General features: G+C 68.2%; 16 protein-coding genes. 6 read left to right on the top strand and 10 right to left on the bottom strand.

Annotated elements, in window-relative coordinates; all coding sequences use genetic code 11:
• Positions 1–138: 138 nt before the first annotated feature.
• Genes ACFVM3_RS38525 through ACFVM3_RS38510 form a run of 4 tightly spaced genes read right to left on the bottom strand, consistent with a single transcriptional unit; the run spans position 139 to position 5,753 of the window.
• Positions 139–1,062: a 2Fe-2S iron-sulfur cluster-binding protein gene (locus ACFVM3_RS38525; protein WP_378444768.1), complete on the bottom strand. Its 924-nt coding sequence runs from the start codon at positions 1,060–1,062 to the stop codon at positions 139–141.
• Positions 1,059–2,816 (bottom strand): NAD(P)H-dependent oxidoreductase subunit E, encoded by a 1,758-nt coding sequence (locus ACFVM3_RS38520; RefSeq protein ID WP_378444767.1) that lies wholly within the window; start codon positions 2,814–2,816, stop codon positions 1,059–1,061. Before ACFVM3_RS38520 ends, ACFVM3_RS38525 begins: the two co-directional genes overlap by 4 nt.
• 10 nt (positions 2,817–2,826) lie before the next feature.
• On the bottom strand, positions 2,827–4,746 hold the full coding sequence (locus ACFVM3_RS38515) for a molybdopterin oxidoreductase family protein (protein WP_378444766.1): 1,920 nt from the start codon (positions 4,744–4,746) through the stop codon (positions 2,827–2,829).
• Positions 4,747–4,760: 14 nt separating this feature from the next.
• Entirely contained in the window at positions 4,761–5,753 is a 993-nt protein-coding gene (locus ACFVM3_RS38510) for a 2-dehydropantoate 2-reductase (protein ID WP_378444765.1), read from the bottom strand.
• 326 nt (positions 5,754–6,079) lie between these two features.
• Between ACFVM3_RS38510 and ACFVM3_RS38505 the strand changes: the two genes are divergently transcribed.
• On the top strand, positions 6,080–6,808 hold the full coding sequence (locus tag ACFVM3_RS38505; RefSeq protein WP_378444764.1) for a GntR family transcriptional regulator: 729 nt from the start codon (positions 6,080–6,082) through the stop codon (positions 6,806–6,808).
• Here ACFVM3_RS38505 and ACFVM3_RS38500 read toward each other — a convergent pair.
• From ACFVM3_RS38500 to ACFVM3_RS38485, 4 genes are read right to left on the bottom strand one after another with little or no spacing between them, the layout of a single operon-like run.
• Positions 6,805–8,187 (bottom strand): OFA family MFS transporter, encoded by a 1,383-nt coding sequence (locus ACFVM3_RS38500; protein WP_378444763.1) that lies wholly within the window; start codon positions 8,185–8,187, stop codon positions 6,805–6,807. The genes ACFVM3_RS38505 and ACFVM3_RS38500 overlap by 4 nt on opposite strands.
• A 33-nt stretch (positions 8,188–8,220) precedes the next feature.
• On the bottom strand, positions 8,221–10,350 hold the full coding sequence (locus tag ACFVM3_RS38495) for an acetate--CoA ligase family protein (protein WP_378444762.1): 2,130 nt from the start codon (positions 10,348–10,350) through the stop codon (positions 8,221–8,223).
• A gap of 11 nt (positions 10,351–10,361) precedes the next feature.
• Positions 10,362–11,591: a formyl-CoA transferase gene (frc, locus tag ACFVM3_RS38490; protein WP_378444761.1), complete on the bottom strand. Its 1,230-nt coding sequence runs from the start codon at positions 11,589–11,591 to the stop codon at positions 10,362–10,364.
• A 16-nt stretch (positions 11,592–11,607) separates the two neighbouring features.
• Positions 11,608–13,344 (bottom strand): thiamine pyrophosphate-binding protein, encoded by a 1,737-nt coding sequence (locus tag ACFVM3_RS38485; RefSeq protein WP_378444760.1) that lies wholly within the window; start codon positions 13,342–13,344, stop codon positions 11,608–11,610.
• A gap of 210 nt (positions 13,345–13,554) precedes the next feature.
• Between ACFVM3_RS38485 and sucC the strand changes: the two genes are divergently transcribed.
• Genes sucC through ACFVM3_RS38470 form a run of 3 tightly spaced genes read left to right on the top strand, consistent with a single transcriptional unit; the run spans position 13,555 to position 16,080 of the window.
• Complete coding sequence (gene sucC / locus ACFVM3_RS38480) at positions 13,555–14,718, top strand: ADP-forming succinate--CoA ligase subunit beta (protein ID WP_378444759.1); 1,164 nt, start codon at positions 13,555–13,557, stop codon at positions 14,716–14,718.
• A 1-nt stretch (position 14,719) separates the two neighbouring features.
• Positions 14,720–15,598, top strand: a complete 879-nt coding sequence (sucD, locus tag ACFVM3_RS38475) for a succinate--CoA ligase subunit alpha (RefSeq protein ID WP_378444758.1) — start codon at positions 14,720–14,722, stop codon at positions 15,596–15,598.
• Positions 15,595–16,080 carry a beta-class carbonic anhydrase gene (locus ACFVM3_RS38470; protein WP_378444757.1) on the top strand — a complete coding sequence of 162 codons (486 nt, stop codon included), beginning with the start codon at positions 15,595–15,597 and terminating at the stop codon, positions 16,078–16,080. The genes sucD and ACFVM3_RS38470 overlap by 4 nt, the downstream gene beginning before the upstream one ends.
• Positions 16,081–16,113: 33 nt before the next feature.
• Here ACFVM3_RS38470 and fdhD read toward each other — a convergent pair whose 3' ends face one another.
• The gene (gene fdhD, locus ACFVM3_RS38465) at positions 16,114–16,941 is read right to left on the bottom strand and encodes a formate dehydrogenase accessory sulfurtransferase FdhD (protein ID WP_378444756.1); all 828 of its coding nucleotides are present in this window, start codon (positions 16,939–16,941) and stop codon (positions 16,114–16,116) included.
• Positions 16,941–18,272: an OFA family MFS transporter gene (locus ACFVM3_RS38460; RefSeq protein ID WP_378444755.1), complete on the bottom strand. Its 1,332-nt coding sequence runs from the start codon at positions 18,270–18,272 to the stop codon at positions 16,941–16,943. The genes fdhD and ACFVM3_RS38460 overlap by 1 nt, the downstream gene beginning before the upstream one ends.
• 109 nt (positions 18,273–18,381) lie before the next feature.
• Here ACFVM3_RS38460 and ACFVM3_RS38455 point away from each other — a divergent pair, with 109 nt between their 5' ends.
• Both ACFVM3_RS38455 and ACFVM3_RS38450 read left to right on the top strand, forming a co-directional pair.
• Positions 18,382–19,536, top strand: a complete 1,155-nt coding sequence (locus ACFVM3_RS38455) for an epoxide hydrolase family protein (protein ID WP_378444754.1) — start codon at positions 18,382–18,384, stop codon at positions 19,534–19,536.
• Between the two features lie 45 nt (positions 19,537–19,581).
• Complete coding sequence (locus tag ACFVM3_RS38450) at positions 19,582–20,397, top strand: MerR family transcriptional regulator (RefSeq protein ID WP_378444753.1); 816 nt, start codon at positions 19,582–19,584, stop codon at positions 20,395–20,397.
• The last annotated feature ends 23 nt before the right edge of the window (positions 20,398–20,420 follow it).

Genomic DNA, 20,420 nt, shown 5'->3' with positions numbered 1-20,420 from the left:
AAGCGTCAGGGATGGGCAGGCCCGGTCCTCGCTCGCCGGAGGTTGCGAATGCCACTTTCGCAACCTTCAACGTTGCGAAAGTGGCTTTCGCAACGCGCCGCCGTTGCCCTCTCTCGCCACTCACGACCCACTCAGCCGTCAGCGGTTCTGGACGTGCTGCCAGCCGAAGCGGCCCTTGATGCAGAGGTTCCCGTGGGTCACCGAGCTCTCGTGCGGAGAGGTGACCTTGACGATCTCGTTGTCCTGGACATGCAGGGTGAGGTTGCAGCCGACGCCGCAGAAGGTGCAGACGGTGGTCGTCGCGGTCTGCCTCGACTCGTCCCAGGTCCCGTCCTCGCGTTTGTCGTGCTCGCGTTTGAAGCTCAGCGCACCGGTCGGGCATACCTCGACACAGTTTCCACAGTAGACACACGCGCTGTCCGGCAGCGGGTTCGCGAACTCCGTCGAGATCCGCGCGTCGAAACCCCGCCCCGCCATGGTGATGGCGAAGGTGTTCTGCCACTGCTCACCGCACGCGTCGACGCACTTGTAGCACTGGATGCATTTCCCGTAGTCGCGGACGTAAAGCTCGTTGTCCACTTTGATCGGCTGGCGTACCGTCGCCGCCGTCGTCCCGTCCGGGATCTCGTGTTCTCCCGGACGCCGCTCGTCCCGGTCGTCCGCGGGCGGTGCGGGTGGCCCGAAACGCTCGGGTGCCGCGCCGCTTTCGGCCATCCAGTCCGCGACGTCGGGCGTGGTGGACAGATCCGTCGCCGAAGCGAGGAGTTCGAGCACCACCTTGCGACTGAGCCGCGTCCGGTCGGTCTCGGTCCGCACCACCATGCCGGGTTCCGCCTTGCGTGAGCATGACGGCACGAGCGTGCGCGAGCCCTCGACCTCCACCATGCAGACCCGGCAGGCGTTCGCCGGTTCGAGGGTGTCGCCGTAACAGAGCGTCGGGATGTTCTTGCCCACCGCGGCACAGGCGTCGAGAATCGTCGAGCCTTCGGGAACGCGGACGGCCTCACCGTCCACAGTGAACTCGACGAGCCGTCGCGGAAGTCCTATTTCGACGATGGTCATGACTGCTCCTCCAGCGCGCCCAGCCGGTCGATCGCCGACTCGATGGCGTTCCATGCGGTCTGGCCCAGTCCGCAGATGGACGAATCACGCATCACCTGGCCGACTTCGCGCAGCAGCGCGAGATCGTCCCCGCCGGTGCCGAGCCCGCGGCCGCCGACGATCCGGTGCAGCGCCTCCTCCTGCCGCACGGTCCCGATCCGGCACGGCACGCACTGCCCGCACGACTCGTCCCGGAAGAAGGCCGCGATCCGCAACAGGAATCCGCCGAGATCGGCCTGGTCGTCCAGCATCAGCACGACACCCGAACCGAGGGTTGCGCCTGCCGCGCGGGCGTCTTCCATGGTCAACGGCAAGGCGGTCTCGTCCGGGCGCACGAAACCCCCCGCCGCGCCACCGAGCAGGATCGCCCGGAGCTCGCGGCCCTCCGGCACTCCCCCGGCGAGTTCGAGCAGTTCACCGAGCGTCGTCCCGAACGGCACCTCGTACACGCCGGGACGCCGGACATTGCCGGACAGGCAGAACAGTTTCGGCCCGGACGAGCGATCCGTCCCGATACGGCGGTAAGCGTCGCAGCCCTCGGTGAGGATCAGCGGGGCATTGACCAGGGTCTCGACGTTGTTCACCACCGTCGGCTTGCCGAACAGCCCCTTCTCCACCGGGAACGGCGGTTTGGTCCTCGGCTCGCCGCGGAAGCCTTCGATCGAGTTGAAGATCGCCGTTTCCTCGCCGCAGATGTAGGCGCCCGCACCCCGCCTGATCTCGATGTCGAACGAGAAACCTCGACGTCCCATGATGTCCTCGCCAAGGAACCCACGTTCGCGGGCGATGTCGATCGCGTTGCGCAGCACTTTCAGCGCGCGCGGGTACTCACCGCGAAGGTAGACGTATCCCTTCCGCGCCCCGATGGCGAAAGCGGCGATCGTCATCGCCTCGACGAGCGCGAACGGGTCCCCCTCGATCAGCACGCGATCCTTGAACGTGCCCGGTTCGCTCTCGTCGGCGTTGCAGACGAGGTACCGGGTCCGCTCGGGTTGCCTCGCGGTGGCATCCCACTTCCGGCCGGTCGGGAACGCCGCCCCGCCCCGGCCCATCAGCCCCGAGTCGGTCACCTCACGGATGACCCCGGCAGGCCCGAGCAACAGCGCGTTCCTCAACGCCGTGTAGCCACCGGACGCGCGGTAGGCGTCCAGGCTTTCCGGGTCGACGACACCTACCCGGCGCAACAGCCGCAGCCCTGACTCTCCTTGCTGCGGAACCGAAACCGGCGATTCGTCCACTTCGGACTCACCGGACGCGGCGCGGGCGACTTCACCCGGACTCGCCGGGGCGAGCAGCCGTTCTTGGGCGGGATCGCCGGCCTCGAAGGCCAGCGCCGCGGGGGCACGTTCGCAGACACCCAAGCACGGACTGCGATGCCAAGTGAACCCCGCGGCGCCGGTGGTCTCGGTCAGCGCGTCGCACAACGCCTCCGCGCCGTTGACCCGGCACGCCAGGTCCGTGCACACGTGCACGACCCGCGGCGGCCGTTCCTTGAGCGAGAACAACGCGTAGAAGCTGGCCACACCGTATGCCTCGGCCGGAGGGACGTTCAGCCGGCGGCAGATGTGGTTCAGCGCTCCCTGGCTGATCCAGCCGATCCGGTCGTTCACGGCGTGCAACACGGGAAGCAGCTGATCGCGGCCTCCGGTGCCGAACGCGTCGACCGCGGCCCGCTCGGCGTCCGTCGGTTCGGCGTTCAGGAAGCGCAGGTCCATTCAGGACTCCTCACACGGTGGCGGGCAGCTTCTCGACCCGGATCGCGGCGGCCTTGTACTCGGCCGTGCCCGCGACCGGACAGGTCGCCTCGATGGTGATGACGTTGACGTCGATCTCGTCCGGGAAGTGGAAGGTCATGAACGCCAGCCCCGGACGCAGTCCCTCGTCGATCCGGACCGGCGCCTCGATCTCCCCGCGACGGGAGGAGATCCGCACGACCTCGTCCTCGACGACGCCGAGCTTGACGGCGTCGGCCCGGCACAGGTCGAGCGTCTCACCGCGACGCAGCGGTGAGGGGAAGCCGCCGGACTGGACGCCGGTGTTGTAGGAGTCCAGCCGTCTGCCGGTGGTCAGCCGGATCGGGAAGTCCTCGGTGAGCAGATCCACCGGCGGGCTGTGCGCGATCACGGTGAACGGCGCCGGGCGGCCGCGTTTCGCCGGGTCCTCCTCCCAGAGACGCCCGTGCAGGAAGGTCGGCTCGAGTTCGTCCTCGCGATAGCAGGGCCACTGGATGCCGCCGAGCTCCTCCAGCCTCGCGTAACTCATACCGGCGTGCATCGGCGACAGCGCCCGGAGTTCGTTCCAGACGTCCTCGCCACCCCGGTAGTTCCAGTCGTGTCCAAGACGCCGGGCCAGTTCGCACAGCAACTGGATGTCGTCGCGGGCGCCCTCCGGCGGTTCGAGTGCCTTGCGGACGCGCTGGACCCGGCGTTCGCTGTTGGTGAAGGTGCCGTCGGATTCACACCAGGCCGCCGAAGCCGGCAGCACGACGTCGGCCAGCCGCGCGGTCTTGGTGAGGAAGATGTCCTGCACCACCAGAAGATCCACATTGGACAGGCGTTTGATCGTGTGCTCGCAGTCCGCTTCCGACTGCACCGGGTTCTCCCCGATGATGTAGACGCAGGTCAGCTCGCCACGCTCCATCGCGTCGAGCATCTGCGTGAGGTTGAGCCCCTTGTGCGGCGGGATGTCCGAGCCCCACGCCGTGTCGAACTTCGCCCTGACTTCCGCGTCGAGGATGTTCTGGAACCCGGGCAACCGGTCCGGGATCGCGCCCATGTCCCCGCCGCCCTGGACGTTGTTCTGCCCGCGCAACGGATTCAGTCCGGCGCCGTACCGGCCGACGTGTCCGGCCAGCAGCGCCAGGTTGATCAGGGACAGCACGTTGTCCGTGCCGTTGTGATGCTCGGTGATCCCGAGCGTCCACGAAAGCTGGCCGCGGTCCGCGCGGGCGTAGGTGTGCGCGAGTTCGCGGATCAATTCGGCCGGGACACCGGTGACCTCCTCGGCGACCTCGAGCGTCCAAGGCTCGACCGAGGCCGCGAACTCGGCGAACCCCTCGGTGGCACGTTCGATGAAGGCGGTGTTGGCCAGTCCGGAGTGGATGATCTCGCGGGCGACCGCGTGCGCCAGCGGGATGTCCGTGCCGACGTGCAGCTGGAGCTGCCGGTGCGCCCAGCTCGCGGTGCTGGTCCGGCGCGGGTCGATGACGAACAGTTTGGCGCCGCGATGGACGGCCTTGAGCACGTGCTGGAAGAAGATCGGGTGGGCCTCACGCGGATTGCCGCCCCAGACGACGATGACGTCGGCGTCCTCGATCTCCTGGTACGACGACGTTCCGCCGCCGCTGTCGAACACCCGCGCCAGCCCGGCGACGCTCGGCGCGTGACAGGTGCGGTTGCACGAGTCGACGTTGTTCGTGCCGATCACCGAGCGCGTGAACTTCTGCGCCACGTAGTTCATCTCGTTGGTCGCCCTGGCACAGGAGAACATGCCGAAAGCCTCGGGTCCCTTGGTTTCGAGCGTGCGCCGGAACCCGGTGGCGGCTCGCTCCAGCGCCTCCTCCCAGCTCGCCGGGCGCAGCTCGCCCGAGTCGCGGACCAGCGGCTGGGTGAGGCGGACGTACGGTTCGGTGTTCTTGCGCTTCATCGGGTTCCTCCGATTCAGTGCGCTCCCACGGGAACGGCGTTCGCTGTCTGGTCGAGCAGGCCGATCGCCGCGTGGACGTGCCGCAGCGCCGGGGCGGGCACGCCGGTCAGCTCCGACAGCTCGACGACGGCGCCGATGATCGCGTCGATCTCCAGCGGTTTGCCCGCTTCGAGGTCCTGCAACATCGACGTCTTGTGGTGACCGACGCGCCAGGCGCCGTCGATGCGCTTCTCGACCGACACCTTCGGGTCGCAGCCGGCGGCGCGGGCGATCGCGAGGGTCTCGTTCATCATCGCGGCGACGAGCTCGCGGGTTTCCGGGTGCTCGCAGATCTGGACCATGGTCGCCCTGGTCAGCGCGCTGAGCGGGTTGAAGGCGACGTTGCCCATGAGCTTGACCCAGATCTCGTCGCGCAGGTCGAGTTCGACCGGCGCCTTCAGGCCGCCCGCGATCATCGCGTCGGCGAGCGCCGCGCACCGGGACGAAACGCCGCCTTTCGGCTCGCCCAAAGCGAACCGGGTCCCTTCGAGATGCCGAATCACGCCGGGCTCCTCGATCACCGTCGAGCAGTAGACGACGCAGCCGATCGCGCGGCGTAGTTCGAGGACCTCGCTCACCGCGCCGCCGGGGTCGACCGTCTCGATGCGGCGGTTCTCCAGCGGATGTCCGCTGAGACCGTGGAAGTACCACCACGGGATCCCGTTCTGCGCGGCCACGATCGCGGTGTCCTCGCCCAGCAACGGCGCGATCAGCGGTCCGCACGAGGCGTACGAGTTCGCTTTCAGGCCGAGGAAGACGAAGTCGACCGGACCGACTTCCGCGGGATCGTCGGTGACGTGGGGCCGGACGGTGAAGTTCCCGCGTGGGCTGAGCACCCGTACTCCGTGCGCGCGCATCGCGTCGCCGTGCGCCCGTCTCGCGATGAGGTGGACCTCCGCCCCGCCTCGGTGCAGCGCGGCCCCGGCGTACGCGCCGATCGCCCCCGCACCCAGAACAGCGACCTTCATGACGTGCCTCCTGCTCACCCGAAGACCAGATTGCATACAGTATCCTGTAGATGGTCGCCGCGCCAAGCCCTGTCGCATTTAGTCTTCTAAATGCGCCCAGGTACACGTGCGTCAAGCCGTAACTCACGTGATTGGAGGCGTACCACGCCGAGCGATCGGGATCCGGCGTGTTACGCCTCCGATCACGCGAGGTGCGCCCACGATCACGCGAGGTGCGCCTTGCTGTCACCGCATTCAGAGGACGAAATGCGGGAGGAAGCGGCGATTGTCGGGATTTTGCATACCAAAACCTGTATCCTGAACCAGACGAGTCCCCCGGAGGTCCTGTGAGCCAGTCCGTTTCACCCCTTCCCGACCGCGGCCCCACCGGCCGCCGGACGAAGGGCACGCTCAACCCGGCGACGGCCAAACGCGTCGAGCGGCCCGCTCCCCTGCGCCAGGTCGTCTACGACGCGCTCGCGGAACTGATCATCAACCGGACCCTCGAACCCGGTCAGCACCTGGTCGAGGCGGACCTCGCCGAATACCTGGGCGTAAGCAGGCAGCCGGTCCGCGAGGCGTTGCAGCGTCTGCAGAGCGAAGGCTGGGTCGACCTCCGCCCCGCCCAAGGCGCCTTCGTGCACATGCCCACCGACGAGGAAGCCGATGAACTGCTCAGCGTGCGCACCGTGCTGGAGGCGCACTCCGCCCGCCTCGCCGCCGGCAGGGCCGGCGACGAGGACGTCGAGCGCTTGTGGGAACTGCAGAAGACCGGGCTGGAGGCGTTGGCCGCCGACGACACCGAAGGCCTCGTCGCGGCCAACGCCGCGCTCCACGCGTTCATCACCGAACTGTCCGGCAACGCCGTCCTTGCCGAAATGATCGGCATGGTCGATCGCCGGGTCCGCTGGTACTACACGCCGATCGCCCGTCCTCGCAGCCACGACGCCTGGCAGGAACACGAAGAGCTGATCAAGGCCATCGCCGCCGGTGACGCCGTCGCCGCCGAAAAGATCATGAACCAGCACACCGAGCGCACCCGGCAGGCCTTCCACGAACGGCCGAAGGAGGACTAAGCCGGGTTCAGTTCCTGCTCACGGCGCGGAGTGCGCGTGCGCGAACGCCCCGGCTGACGCAGCAGAAGACTGAGCGCGGCCGCGAACAAGCTCGTCGCGCCCGCGAGGAAGAACGCGCCGCCGTAACCCCAGGCCACCACGACCATCGCCCCGACACCGGAGCCGACCAGGCCCGAGATCAGCTTCGAACTGTAGACCAGGCCGTAGTTGCTGGCGTTGTTGTTCTCGCCGTAGAAATCCGCCGTCATCGCCGCGAACAGCGGGAAGATCGCGCCGCCGCCGAAACCGGAGATCATCGAGGCGAGCAGGAACAGCGGCATGCTGCCGACCGAGCCGGACAGGTACACGGCGAACTGCGCGAGGCCGAGGACCACGCAGACCATGAACAAGGTCTGCCGTCGCCCGTAGCGGTCGGAGATCCAGCCGATCACGCCGCGGCCGGTGCCGTTGATGATCGCCTTCAGGCTCATCGCGAGCGCCACGATCCCGCCCGCGAACCCCATCTCGTTGCCGAACGGCACCTGCATCGCGATACCGAAGATGTTCACCCCGGCCGTGCACAGCAGACAGAACCACATCAGCGGCAGCATCCCGGTCCGGAGTGCCTCCTTCGGCGTGTACTGCCGGACCGCCGGAGGGTTCTTCCGCAGCGAACGGCGGATCCGCGGATCGTCGGACACCTTCAACGGGTCCACGTGCGCGGGCCACCAGTTCTTGGGCGGGTCCTGGAAGAAGAAGCCGCTGACCGCGACGACCGCCGCCAGGAAGAGGCCGACCACGAGCAGGACGCCCGAAAAGTTGGAAAGGTCCATATAGGACGTGAAGATGAAGATGAAGGGCACCGACCCGTAGGCGAAGCCGCCGTTGACGAACCCCGTCTTCCCGCCCCTGCGCTCCGGATACCACTTCCCCACCATGTTCACACAGGTCGCGTAGACCAGGCCGGCCCCGCCCCCGCCGAAGAACCCGAAGCCCAGATACGCCCAGACCTCACTGGGCGCGTAGGCGAGGGCCAGATAGGACAAGAGGGTGCCTGTCGCGCCCAGCAGCATCGCCGCCTTGGCGGGCAACCTCCCGTTCTCGCGCATCTTCCCGGCGGGGAAGGCGACGATCGCCTGGAAGAACACCCAGACCCCGAGCAGCCAGAAGATGGTCGCCCCGTGCCAGCCGTGCGCGTCGGCCAGCGTCTCCTCCGCCGACGTGAACGCGTATTCCGAGGAACTGATCGCCATCATGGCGACCCAGGGCAGGATCACCATCGTCCATCGTGGACGGCCCATGATGTCGCGATCGGTTTCCCCGATGCGATAGATCCGGCCGTTCGAATCGGTTACTTCCTTGTACGCTCCGGGTGGTTGAGCCGCGGTCGATGACGTCATTGTCATTCTCCTTGGTCGGGTCGGGCCGGAAAGTCAGCCGAGCAGTCCCGCTGAACGGGCCCAGTGATACTTCGCGCCGAGCACGGCCACCGGCTTCTCCGTCGTGTACGGATAGGCCACGACACCGTGCTCGTACAGAAAATCGCTGGCCTGTTCGACCTCGACGTCGCCTGCCAGCGAGGCGACGACGGGCTTGTGGATCCCTTTCGCGCGATATTCGGATACGACTTCCGAAACGAGTTCCGCGAAGATCATCGGCGGGGTGACGATAGTATGCCAATAGCCGAGGATCAAGGCATGGATTCGCTCGTCCTCCAAACCGAGCGCGATCGTGTTCCGGTAGGTGGAAGGTGGTTCGCCGCCGGTTATGTCCACCGGATTTCCCGCGGCGCCGAACGGCGGGATGAATTCCCGGAACGACGCGTCGAGATCGGGCGGGATCTCCATCAGATTCAACCCGTTGTCCACACAGGCGTCGGAAAGCAGGACACCGGAACCGCCGGCGCCGGTGATGATGACGACGTTCTCGCCCTTGGGGGTCGGGAGCAGCGGGATACCCCGCGCGTACTCCAGCAGATCGTTGAGCCCTGGCGCCCGGATGACCCCGCTCTGGCGCAGGATGTCGTCGTAGACCTTGTCGTCGCCGGCGAGCGCGCCGGTATGCGAGCCCGCCGCTTTCGCGCCTTGGGACGTGCGGCCCGCTTTGAGCACGACGACCGGTTTCCGCACCGAAACCCGTTTCGCCGTTTCCGCGAATGATCGCCCGTCCTTGAGATCTTCGAGATGCATCGCGATGAGCTCGGTGTTTTCATCTTGTTCGAAGAAAGTGAGCAGATCGTCCTCGTCGATATCGGCCTTGTTGCCGACCCCGACGATCGAGGAGACGCCCATTTTCGCCGACCGGCTGAACCCGAGGATGGCCATCCCGATGCCGCCGCTCTGCGAGGAAAGCGCGACCCCGCCCTTGACGTCGTACGGCGTGCAGAACGTCGCCGACAGATTCTCGTGCGTGTAGTAGTAGCCGTAGATGTTGGGGCCGAGGACCCGGACACCGTGTTCCCGCGCGATCGCGACGACCTGGTCCTGCAGTTCGATGTTCCCCGTCTCGCCGAAGCCGGACGGGATCAGGATCGCCCCCGCCACCCCCTTCCGGCCCGCTTCCTCCAGCGCGGCGGGCACGAACTTGGCCGGGATGGCGAACACCGCGACGTCGACGTCGCCCGGAACGTCGGCGATGCTCGCGTAGGCCTTGCGGTCGAGAATCTCGGCGGCCTTGGGATTGATGGGATGGATCTCCCCCGCGAACCCGCCGTTCACGAGGTTCTTCATCACCGAGTTGCCGATCTTTCCGGCCTCCGCGGACGCGCCGATGACGGCGATCGAAGCCGGTTTCATGATCCGGGTCATCGATGCCAGGATCTCCTCCTGGCTGAACCGCACGGGCTCTCGCGCCGCTTCGGGATCCACCAGGATCCGGACGTCGACGGCGGTGGCGCCGCCGGGTGTGGCCAGCACCGGGTTGAGGTCGACTTCGGCCAGTTGCGGGAAGTCGGTGACCAGGGCACCGACGCGGGTGAGCACGTCGGCGAGCGCGTCCCTGCTGACCGGTTCCGCACCGCGGACCCCGCGCAGGATCTCGGCGGCCGCGATACCGTCGATCATCGAGAACGCCTGGTCACGGTCGAGCGGGGCGAGCCGGAACGTGACGTCCTTGAGCACCTCGACCAGCACCCCGCCGAGTCCGAACGCGACGATCTTGCCGAACGTGGCGTCCGTGGTGGCGCCGATGATCACCTCTTGCCCGCCGCTGAGCATCCGCTGCACCTGGACGCCGGTGATCTCGGCGTCGGCGTCGTACGCCTTGGCGTTGGCGACGATGGACCGGAAGCCGTCCGTCACCGCGTCCGCCGTCGCCAGGCCGACCAGCACGCCGCCTGCCTCGGTCTTGTGCAGGATGTCCGGCGAAACGATCTTCAGCACCACCGGAAACCCGAGCTCCGCTGCCTGCGCGACGGCTTCCTCCGCGGTGGCCGCCAGCCGTTCCGCGGGCGTCGGGATCCCGTACGCCTCGCACACCTGGCGACCTTCCGGCGCGGTGAGCGACGTCCGCCCCTCGGCGGCGACCTTCTCGAGGATCTTCTCGACGATCTCTTTGCCTGCCATGAAGTCTCTCCTCAGATCACGCCGGCCGCGCGCAGCCGGTCCAGGTCGTCCTCGCCATAGCCGAGTTCGCCGAAGACCTCGGCGTTGTGCTCTCCGAGCAGGGGCGAGCGCTCGACCTCGACCGGCGAATCCGACAGCTTCAGCGGGCAGCCCACGGTTTTGAAGGCACCTCGTTCGGGATGGTCGACTTCGACGACGGAACCCAGTTCGGCCAGTGTGGCGTCCTCGGCGAGTTCCTTGGTGGACAGGATCGGACCGCAGGGGATGTTGTGGGCGTTGAGCGCCTCCATCACCTCCCATTTGGTGTGCTGCTCGGTCCACTCCTCGATCATTCCGAAGGCCTTGTCCAATTTGGACAGCCTGGCTTCCGGAGTGGACCAGTCCGGATCCTCGGCGAGTTCGGGTTTCCCGATCAGCCGGGTGATCGGCGCCCAACCGACCGGCTGGATGATCACGTAGATGTAGTCGTTCGGTCCGCCCGGCGCGCATTTCACCGCCCAGCCGGGCTGCCCGCCGCCCGACGCGTTGCCCGACCGAGGGACCTCGTCGCCGAAGACGTCGTTCGGATACTCGTTGAGCGGGCCGTGCGCCAGGCGTTGCTGGTCGCGGAGTTTGACGCGGCACAGGTTCAGCACGGCGTCCTGCATCGCGACCTGGACCCGCTGCCCGCGCCCGGTGTTCGTCCGCTGGTACAGCGCGGCCAGGATCGCGGCGACCAGGTGGATGCCGGTCCCCGAGTCCCCGATCTGCGCGCCGGTCGCGGTGGGCGGGCCGTCCTCGAAACCGGTGGTGCTCATCGCGCCGCCCATCGCCTGCGCGATGACCTCGTAGGCCTTGAAGTCCGCGTACCGCCCAGGGCCGAACCCCTTGATGGAGGCGTAGATCAGGCGTGGGTTCAGCTCCGCGAGCCGTTCCCAGGGATAGCCGAAGCGGTCGACCACCCCGGGACCGAAGTTCTCGACCAGCACGTCCACACTGGACACGAGCTGCTCGAAGACCTGTTTCCCCTGCTCGCTCTTCATGTTCAGGGTGATGCTGCGTTTGTTGGCGTTGAGCATCGTGAAGTAGAGACTGTCCACCCCGGGGAGGTCCCTGAGCTGGCCGCGAGTGATGTCACCGCGGCCGGGTGTCTCCAGTTTGATCACGTCCGCGCCGAGCCAGGCCAGGATCTGCGTGGACGAAGGTCCTGATTGGACATGCGTCATGTCGAGGACGCGGACGCCGTCGAGTGCCTTTCCCATCGGTGATCCCTCCCGGCTACTTGTACATGGTCTGGTTCATGGTTCCGGGCGCGTAGACGTCCGGGTCGATCCAAACGTTGATCAGCGAAGGCTTTCCGGACTCGCGGGCGCGCAGCAGCGCCGGCCCGATGTCGGCGGGGTCGCGCACCGCCTCACCGTGCCCGCCGAGCATCCTGGCGAACTCGTCGTAGGGAACGTCGCCGAGAGTGTTGCCGACGCGCTCCCTGGCGAGGCCGTACTTCGCCGCCTGCCCGTAGCGGATCTGGTTCATCGAGGAGTTGTTGCCGACGATCCCGACGAACGGCAGATCGAACCGCACCAGGGTTTCGAAGTCCCAGCCGGTCAGGCTGAACGCGCCGTCCCCGAAGAGCGCGACGACCTCTTTCTCCGGCCGCGCGTGCTTCGCGGCGAGGACGAACGGGATCCCCACCCCGAGGGTCCCGAGCGGGCCGGGGTCCATCCAGTGCCCTGGCGCCTTCGGCTGGACGACCTGCCCGGAGAAGGTCACGATGTCGCCGCCGTCGCCGATGTAGAGCGAGTCCTCGGTGAGGAACTCGTTGATCTCGTGCACCAGCCGGTACGGGTGGATCGGGCTCGCGTCGGAATGCTGGAACGGCAGGCGCTTCTGCTTCGCCTTGGCCTCGACGCCCTGTAGTTCCTCGAGCCAGACCTTGCGCGCGACGGCACCGTTGTCGACCCGGCCGGTGGCCGCGTCCGCGACCGCGGCGAGCACCTGACCCGCGTCGCCGACGATGCCGAGGTCGACGTCCCGGTTCTTCCCGACGGTGCGGTAGTCGAGATCGATCTGCACGACCGTCGCGTCCGGCGAGAGCCGCTTGCCGTAGCCCATGCGGAAGTCGAACGGGGTGCCGACGATGACGATCACGTCGGCGTTGTCGAACGCGTATCGGCGCGAGAGCTGGAAGTGGTGCGGATCGCCGGGCGGCAGCGTGCCGCGGCCCGCACCGTTCATGTACGCCGGGATGTTCAGCCCCCGCACCAGCTCGGCCGCCGGCACGGTGGCGCGGGTCGTCCACACCTGGCTGCCCAGCAGGATGGCCGGCTTCTTCGAGTGGACGAGGAGGTCGGCGAGCTTTTCGATGTCCGCCGGGTCTCCGGCGTTGCGGGTGGACGCCCGGTACCGGCCCGCCGAGGGGACCCGTGCCTTGTCCACCGGGACCTTCGCGTCGAGGACGTCGCGGGGAATCTCCAAAAAGGACGGTCCGGGCGCGCCGTGGTAACACTCGCGGAAGGCCATCGAGACCAGGTCCGCCACCCGCGCGGTATCCGGGACGGTGGCGGAGAACTTGGTGATCGGCGCCATCATGTCGACGTGCGGCAGATCCTGCAGTGAGCCCATCTTGTGCTGGGTCAACGCACCCTGCCCGCCGATCAGCAGCATCGGGCTCTCCGCGCGCAGGGCGTTCGCGACTCCGGTGACGGCGTCCGTCGTGCCCGGTCCCGCGGTGACGACGGCGCAGCCGGTGCGGCCGGTGATCCGCGCGTAGCCGTCGGCCGCGTGCGCCGCGACCTGCTCGTGCCGGACGTCGATGACCTCGATGCCCTCGTCGACGCAGCCGTCGTAGATGTCGATGATATGCCCACCGCACAAGGTGAAGATCGTGTCGACGCCCTCCGCCTTGAGCGCCTTGGCCACCAGGTGGCCGCCGGAGATCAGCTCCGGGGCGGGTTCGGAACCGTTGGTGGTGGCCTTCGTCGCGGTGTCCGCCGCGGTGCCGGTCGTTGGCGCCATCGTTCAACTCCTCTTTGTCGCACGCCGGACCTCTCTGATCCGTGCGCTCGTTTCCGGATCTGCTCCGTCCGCCCGGCCCCTGCTCGAAGCCCCTGGTCGCGGCAGACTGTAGATTGCATACCGTATGAGGTAGGCATATAGTTACTCTTCGAACGCTCCGGTGTCCAGGGCCGCAAGCAGGTTTCCTCTCCCCTCGAGAAAGGACTTCGCGTGGACCTTTTCGAACACGAGGCACGGGATCTCTTCGAGCGGCATCACGTCCCGGTTCCTGCCGGGAAGGTCGTCACCACCCCGGAACAGGCGCGAGCGATCGCCGTCGAGCTAGGTGGATCCGTCGTGGTCAAGGCCCAGGTGAAGACCGGCGGACGGGGCAAGGCAGGCGGCGTGAAAGTGGCCCGCTCCCCCGACGACGCCGAGCAAGCGGCCGAGGACGTCCTCGGAATGGACATCAAGGGACACCACGTACACAAGGTGCTCGTCACCGAGGCGAGCGCGATCGCCGAGGAGTACTACCTTTCGTTCCTGCTCGACCGTGCCGGCCGGACGTTCCTCGCGATGGCCTCGGCCGAAGGCGGGATGGACATCGAGACGGTGGCGGCCACGAAACCCGAGACCCTGGCCCGAATCCAGATCGATCCACGGACCGGCGTGGACGGCGCTCTGGCGGAACGGATCGTCGAGGCGGCCGGGCTACCCGAGGCCGCGATCGGTGCCGTTGTCGCACTGTGGAACGTCTTCGTCGCGGAAGACGCGACGCTGGTGGAGGTCAATCCGCTGGTGCTGACCACGGACGGGACGGTCGTCGCGGTCGACGGGAAAGTCACCCTCGACGCCAATGCCGCGTTCCGGCACCCGGCCCATGCCGTCTTCATCGATTCCCCGGACGAGGATCCGCTCGAACGCCGTGCCCGCGAAGCCGGGCTGAACTACGTCAAACTCGACGGCGACATCGGCGTGATCGGCAACGGCGCCGGGCTGGTGATGTCCACTTTGGACGTCGTGGCGGCCGCGGCGGGGGAAGCAGGCGCCAGAGGGCCCGCGAACTTCCTCGACATCGGCGGCGGCGCGTCGGCGGAGATCATGGCCGCGGGGCTCGGCGTCATCCTCGGCGACCCGCAGGTGCGCAGCGTCTTCGTCAACGTCTTCGGCGGGATCACCGCCTGCGACGCCGTCGCCGACGGGATCGTGCGCGCGCTCACCCGGCTCGGCGACCGCGCCGACAAACCGATCGTGGTCCGGCTCGACGGCAACAACGTCACCGAGGGCAGGCGGATCCTCGTCGAAGCCGCGCATCCCTTGGTGACCCTGGCGGACACGATGGACGACGCCGCCGGCGCGGCGGCGAAACTGGCGGCCGCGGAACCGGAGGCGTGAGATGGCGATCTTCCTCGACGAACACAGCAAGATCGTCGTCGCCGGGATGACCGGCGCCGAAGGCCGCAAACACACCGCGCGCATGCTGGCCGCGGGAACGGACGTCGTCGGCGGGATCAACCCGCGCAAGGCCGGGGAGGAGATCTCCCTCGGTGGACGCGCCCTGCCGGTGTTCGGCGGTACCGCGGAAGCCGTCGCCGCGACCGGCGCCGATGTGTCGGTACTGTTCGTGCCGCCGCCCGCGGTGAAGGACGCCGTCATCGACGCCGTGGACGCCGGAATCGGCATGGCGGTCGTCATCACCGAGGGTGTTCCGGTCCACGACGCGGCGGCTTTCTGGGCCCACGCCAAGGGAAGTCCGACGCGCGTCATCGGGCCGAACTGCCCCGGCGTGATCAGCCCCGGCCGGTCCAACGCCGGGATCATCCCGGACGGGATCACGAAACCGGGCCGGATCGGGCTGGTCTCGAAATCCGGCACCCTGACCTATCAGCTGATGCACGAACTGCGTGAACACGGCTTCTCGACCTGTGTCGGCATCGGCGGCGACCCGATCATCGGCACCACGCATATCGACGTCGTAGAGGAGTTCGAAAAGGATCCCGAGACCGACGTGATCGTGCTCATCGGCGAGATCGGCGGCGACGCGGAAGAACGCGCGGCCGAGTACGTCCGCGCGAGGGTGAGCAAGCCCGTCGTCGGCTACATCGCCGGGTTCACCGCGCCGGCGGGGAAGACGATGGGGCACGCCGGCGCGATCGTGTCCGGATCGAGCGGCACCGCCGAGGCGAAGAAGAAAGCACTCGAAGCGGCCGGGATCGCGGTCGGCCGCACCCCGAGCGAGACGGCGTCGGTCGTCCGGGAGGTACTCGTCCGGTGAGCGAGATCGACGCGCTGCTGGCGAACGCGCGTGGCTACAAGGAGATCATGGGCGCGGCGCCGCGACGACCGCGACGGCGGATCGCGGTGGTGGCGTGCATGGACGCGCGGATCAGCGTGTACCGGCTGCTCGGGCTACGCGAGGGCGAAGCGCACGTCATCCGGAACGCCGGCGGCGCGGTGACCGAGGACGCGATCCGGTCGCTGACGGTGAGCCAGCGGCTGCTCGGCACCCGCGAGATCGTGCTCATCCACCATCACGACTGCGGGATGCGGATGTTCACCGACACCGACTTCGCCCGCCAGATCGAGGCGAGCACGGGAATCCGGCCACCGTGGGCGGCGGAGACGTTCACCGACTCGGCGCAGGACGTCCGGCAGTGCATCGCGCGGCTGCGGACGTCACCGTTCCTGCTGCACACCGCCTCGGTGCGGGGTTTCGTCTACGACGAGCGGACGGGGACGCTCGCCGAGGTCTCGTAGGCCCGCGTTTAGCCCTCTGGACTAAACGCGGGGTCAGGACAGGCCGAGGCGGTCCGGGCGGGTGTACACGTTCATGGAAGCGCCCCGCAGGAACCCCACCAGGGTCAGGCCCATCTCCGCGGCGAGGTCCACCGCCAGCGACGACGGCGCCGAAACCGCGGCCAGCAGCGGGATCCCGGCCATCACCGCCTTCTGCACCAGTTCGAACGACGCTCGTCCGCTGACCATCAGCACCGTCCCGGACAACGGCAGCCGCCCGGCACGTGCCGCCCAGCCGACCACCTTGTCGACGGCGTTGTGCCTGCCGACGTCCTCCCGCAGGCACAACAGTTCCCCGACGGCGCTGAACAGTCCGGCCGCGTGGAGCCCGCCGGTGCGGTCGAAGACCAGCTGCGCCGTCCGGAGCCGACCCGGCAGTTCGGCCACTGTGGACGGAGTGATCACCAGATCGTCGCCGTCGACCGGCCAGGTCGCGGTGGTCCGCACGGCGTCGAGGCTCGCCTTCCCGCACAACCCGCACGACGACGTGGTGTAGAAGTTCCGCTCCAGGGAGGCGTCGGGCGGGGCGACGCCCTCCGCGAGTACGACGTCCAGCACATTGTAGGTGTTGGAGCCGTCGGTGGTCGCACCCGCGCAGTAACGGATCGAGTGGATGTCCTTCGCGGACCTCGAGATTCCTTCGCCGACAAGGAATCCGGCGGCGAGGTCGAAGTCGTGCCCGGGGGTCCGCATCGTGATCGTCAACGGCTTCCCGCCGACGCGGATCTCCAGTGGCTCCTCGACGGTCAGCGTGTCCGGGCGGGCACCCGGCACGCCGTCGACGACGCGGACCACGCGCCGCCTGCTCGTCACCCGGCCCATCAGCGGACCGCCGGCAACAGCGATTTCGGCCGCCCCGGCTGGGAAAGCCGTCCGCCGAGCAGCGCGCCGAGAACGCTGAGCGCGCCCGCCACCGCGAACGCGCCGAGATGGCCGTGCGTGGACACGACGAACGCGGCCAAACCGACACCGAGCAACGCCCCGACGGCCTTGGCGCTGTACAGCACCCCGAAGTTCGGCAGCGCCGACTCCTCGCCGAAGTAGTCGCGGACCAGCGACACCAGCAGCGAGTAGCAGCTCCCGTTGCCGAGCCCCGCCAGCGCCGCACCGGCGACGAGCCCCACCGCGTGATCACCCGAGTAGAGCAGGACGAACTGGGCGATCCCGCCAGTGGCCAGCGCCAGCCGCAGGATCCGGCGCCTGCCGAGCCGGTCGGACAGCCGGCCGAGCAGGACCCGTCCCGCACCGGTCACCCCGGCGAGCACCGCGAGCGCGACGGCGGCGAGTTCCGGCCCGCCTCCCTGCGCGGCCACGAAAGTCGCGAGATAGGCGACATCGAACAGGAGGACCGCGGCGGCCAGTACGACGATGAGGTACATCGCCACCGCGGTCGGACAGCGGAGCACCTCCCCCGGCCGGTACTCGCGCAGCGCGGGCCGGTTCACCGCGACCCCGCGGTTGCGCACCTTGTCGGCCGCCCACATCCGCGGATCCGGCCGTTCCGGCCACCAGCGGGGCGGCGGATCACGCAGCAGGACCGCGGTACCCGCGATCATCATGAGCACGGCCACCGCGACGACGTCCAGCAGGGGACGGCGATTGCCCTCCGTCAGCCAGAACCCGGCGCCCAGCACGAAAAGCACGCTGCCGTAGGCGAAAGCGCCGCTGACCGCGCCCACCCGCGCCGGGACGCGGTCGGGGAACCAGTTCATCACCGTGCCGACGCAGGTCGCGTACACGACGCCCGTCCCGATCCCGCCGAGCACCGAGTAGCCGAGGAACATCGCGGTCAGGTTGTTCGCGTGTCCCAAGGTGAACATCCCGGTGGCACAGAGCACCCCGCCGGCGATTACCGCCACCGCGGGCGGGAACATCCCGCGCTCGCGCAGGCGGGCGACCGGGTACACCGCGCATGCCTGGCAGACCGTCCAGAGCGCGAAGGAGGCGATCACTTCGGGGAACGTCCAGCCATAGGTGTCCATCAGGACCGGCGCGACGACGCCGAAGCCGTATTGCTGGATACCGGCGGCGAACATCGCGGTCCAGCCGAGCCACAGCATCCACGACCGGGGCCTGCCGATCAGGTCCACGTCGCTTTCGCCGACGCGGTACCGGCGGCCGTAGTGGTCTCGCAGGATTCGAGGATCGGGCATGGGTCCCACCCCACTCACGGCAGATTGTATACAGTATGTAGTCTGGTTATAGCACTCGAGCCGCCGGAAGTCCACGAATTGTCGGACCCCCTCGTTAGCGTCAGCCGTCATGGACAGCACGCCGTTCCAAACCCGGATCCCGGAGGCCGACCTCGAAGACCTCCGAGAGCGGCTCCGCCGTGCCCGCTGGCCAGAAGACGAGACCGTCGACGACTGGTCGCAAGGCGTTCCCGCCGCCTACCTGCGTGAACTGTGCTCGTACTGGGCCGAGCGCCACGACTGGCGGGCCGCGGAATCCCGGCTCAACTCGTTCCCCCAGTTCCGGGCCGAGATCGACGGACTCGGCATCCACTACCTGCACGTCCGCTCCCCGCATCCGGGCGCGCTGCCGCTGATCCTCACCCATGGCTGGCCGGGTTCGGTCTTCGAATTCCTCGACGTGCTCGGCCCGCTCACGGATCCGGTCGTCCACGGCGGCGATCCGGCGGACGCCTTCCACGTCGTCGTCCCTTCCTTGCCCGGGTACGGCTTCAGCGACAAACCCGCGGGGGCGGGCTGGTCGATCCAGCGCATCGCCGACGCGTGGATCCGCCTCATGGAGGGCCTTGGATACGAGCGCTACGGCGCCCAGGGCGGCGATTGGGGCACCAGCATCACCACGCTCATGGGCCTGACGGCGCCCGAACGGCTGGCCGGGATCCACCTCAACCCACCACTGGCGGCGCCGGACCCGGCGACGTTCGACGACCTGACCGAGTACGAGCGGAAGTCGCTCGCCGACCTCGAAAGGGCCAAGGCCGACGGTTCGGGTTACGCGATCCAGCAGGCGACGAGGCCGCAGACTATCGGCTACGCGCTGACCGACTCGCCGGTCGCGCTGTGCGCGTGGATCGTCGAGAAGTTCCAGGCGTGGACCGATTGCGACGGCCATCCGGAGAACACGCTGAGCCGCGACGCGATCCTCGACGACATCACGCTCTACTGGCTGACGGGCACGGGCGCCTCGTCCGCCCGGTTGTACTGGGAGAGCTTCGCCGAGGTGTCGAGCTGGTTCACAGAGTCCACTGTGGACACCCTCACCGTGCCGACCGGCTGTTCGATCTTCCCGCGCGAGACCCCGCGCCCGTCCCGCCGCTGGGCGGAGCGCCGCTTCACCGATATCCGGTACTGGAACGAGCTGGACCGGGGCGGTCACTTCGCGGCCTTCGAGCAGCCCGCTGTGTTCACCGAGGAGGTGCGGTCGTTCTTCCGGCTCGTGCGATGACCGCTTGACCGTGACACCGTGTCAGGCTGTGCGCTGGGAGGCGTCATGTTCAGTATCGGAGATTTCGCCAAGCACGGCCGGGTGTCGGTCCGGATGCTGCGTCACTACGACGCCATCGGGCTGCTGCGTCCTGCCCACGTCGACCCGTTCAGCGGCTACCGGTCCTACACCGGCGAGCAGCTGGCCCGGCTCAACCGGGTGATCGCGCTCAAGGATCTCGGCTTCACCCTCACCCAGGTGCAGGAGATCCTCGACGCGGAGATCGGCGCGGACGAACTACGCGGCATGCTGCGGCTGCGCCGCGCCGAACTCGAAGCGGCCATCGCGGCCGACGAGGCGCGGCTCAAGGCCGTCGAAGCGAGGCTCCGGTCGATCGAAAGCGAGGGAACCATGCCTTCCGAAGACGTCGTCGTCAAAAGCCTGCCCGCGGTGCGCGTCGCCGAGCTGACCGGGACGGCGAGCGGTTACGTGAACGACGAGATCGGCCCCGTCGTACAGGGGTTGTACAAGGAACTGTTCGGAGCGCTCGGCCCGATCACGCCGTCCGGACCGCTCATCGCCTACTACGAAGACGACGCCGACGGCGAACGAGTGCTGATCCACGCCGCGGTCCCGATCTCGGCCGAAACCGACGGCACCGAAGGGTTCTCGACGGTCCGCCTCGCCGAAGTCGCGACCGCCGCGACGATCCTGCACCGAGGTTCGATGGCGACCGTGCTCTCCAGCTACCAGACGCTGGCGAAGTGGGTCGACGCCCACGGCTACCGCGCGAGCGGCCCGGCGCGCGAGTTCTACCTCGAGTGCCCGGAGGACGGGGACGAGTGGGTCACCGAGCTACAGCAGCCGATCACCAAGGCCTGACCCTCCCGTGGGTCGTGAGTGGC

Source organism: Amycolatopsis sp. NPDC057786, from assembly GCF_042797905.1.
Classification (GTDB): Bacteria; Actinomycetota; Actinomycetes; order Mycobacteriales; family Pseudonocardiaceae; genus Amycolatopsis.
This window is presented reverse-complemented; position numbering and strand designations above follow the sequence as displayed.

Bases quoted from the DNA above. Each gene is read 5' to 3' on its own strand.
- ACFVM3_RS38510 (WP_378444765.1), bottom strand. From the start codon at position 5,753: ATGAAGGTCGCTGTTCTGGGTGCGGGGGCGATCGGCGCGTACGCCGGG.
- ACFVM3_RS38460 (WP_378444755.1), bottom strand. From the start codon at position 18,272: ATGCCCGATCCTCGAATCCTGCGAGACCACTACGGCCGCCGGTACCGC.
- ACFVM3_RS38450 (WP_378444753.1), top strand. From the start codon at position 19,582: ATGTTCAGTATCGGAGATTTCGCCAAGCACGGCCGGGTGTCGGTCCGG.
- ACFVM3_RS38485 (WP_378444760.1), bottom strand. From the start codon at position 13,344: ATGGCGCCAACGACCGGCACCGCGGCGGACACCGCGACGAAGGCCACC.
- ACFVM3_RS38500 (WP_378444763.1), bottom strand. From the start codon at position 8,187: ATGACGTCATCGACCGCGGCTCAACCACCCGGAGCGTACAAGGAAGTA.
- ACFVM3_RS38455 (WP_378444754.1), top strand. From the start codon at position 18,382: ATGGACAGCACGCCGTTCCAAACCCGGATCCCGGAGGCCGACCTCGAA.
- ACFVM3_RS38525 (WP_378444768.1), bottom strand. From the start codon at position 1,062: ATGACCATCGTCGAAATAGGACTTCCGCGACGGCTCGTCGAGTTCACT.
- sucD (WP_378444758.1), top strand. From the start codon at position 14,720: ATGGCGATCTTCCTCGACGAACACAGCAAGATCGTCGTCGCCGGGATG.
- fdhD (WP_378444756.1), bottom strand. From the start codon at position 16,941: ATGGGCCGGGTGACGAGCAGGCGGCGCGTGGTCCGCGTCGTCGACGGC.
- ACFVM3_RS38515 (WP_378444766.1), bottom strand. From the start codon at position 4,746: ATGAAGCGCAAGAACACCGAACCGTACGTCCGCCTCACCCAGCCGCTG.
- ACFVM3_RS38495 (WP_378444762.1), bottom strand. From the start codon at position 10,350: ATGGCAGGCAAAGAGATCGTCGAGAAGATCCTCGAGAAGGTCGCCGCC.
- ACFVM3_RS38520 (WP_378444767.1), bottom strand. From the start codon at position 2,816: ATGGACCTGCGCTTCCTGAACGCCGAACCGACGGACGCCGAGCGGGCC.
- frc (WP_378444761.1), bottom strand. From the start codon at position 11,591: ATGGGAAAGGCACTCGACGGCGTCCGCGTCCTCGACATGACGCATGTC.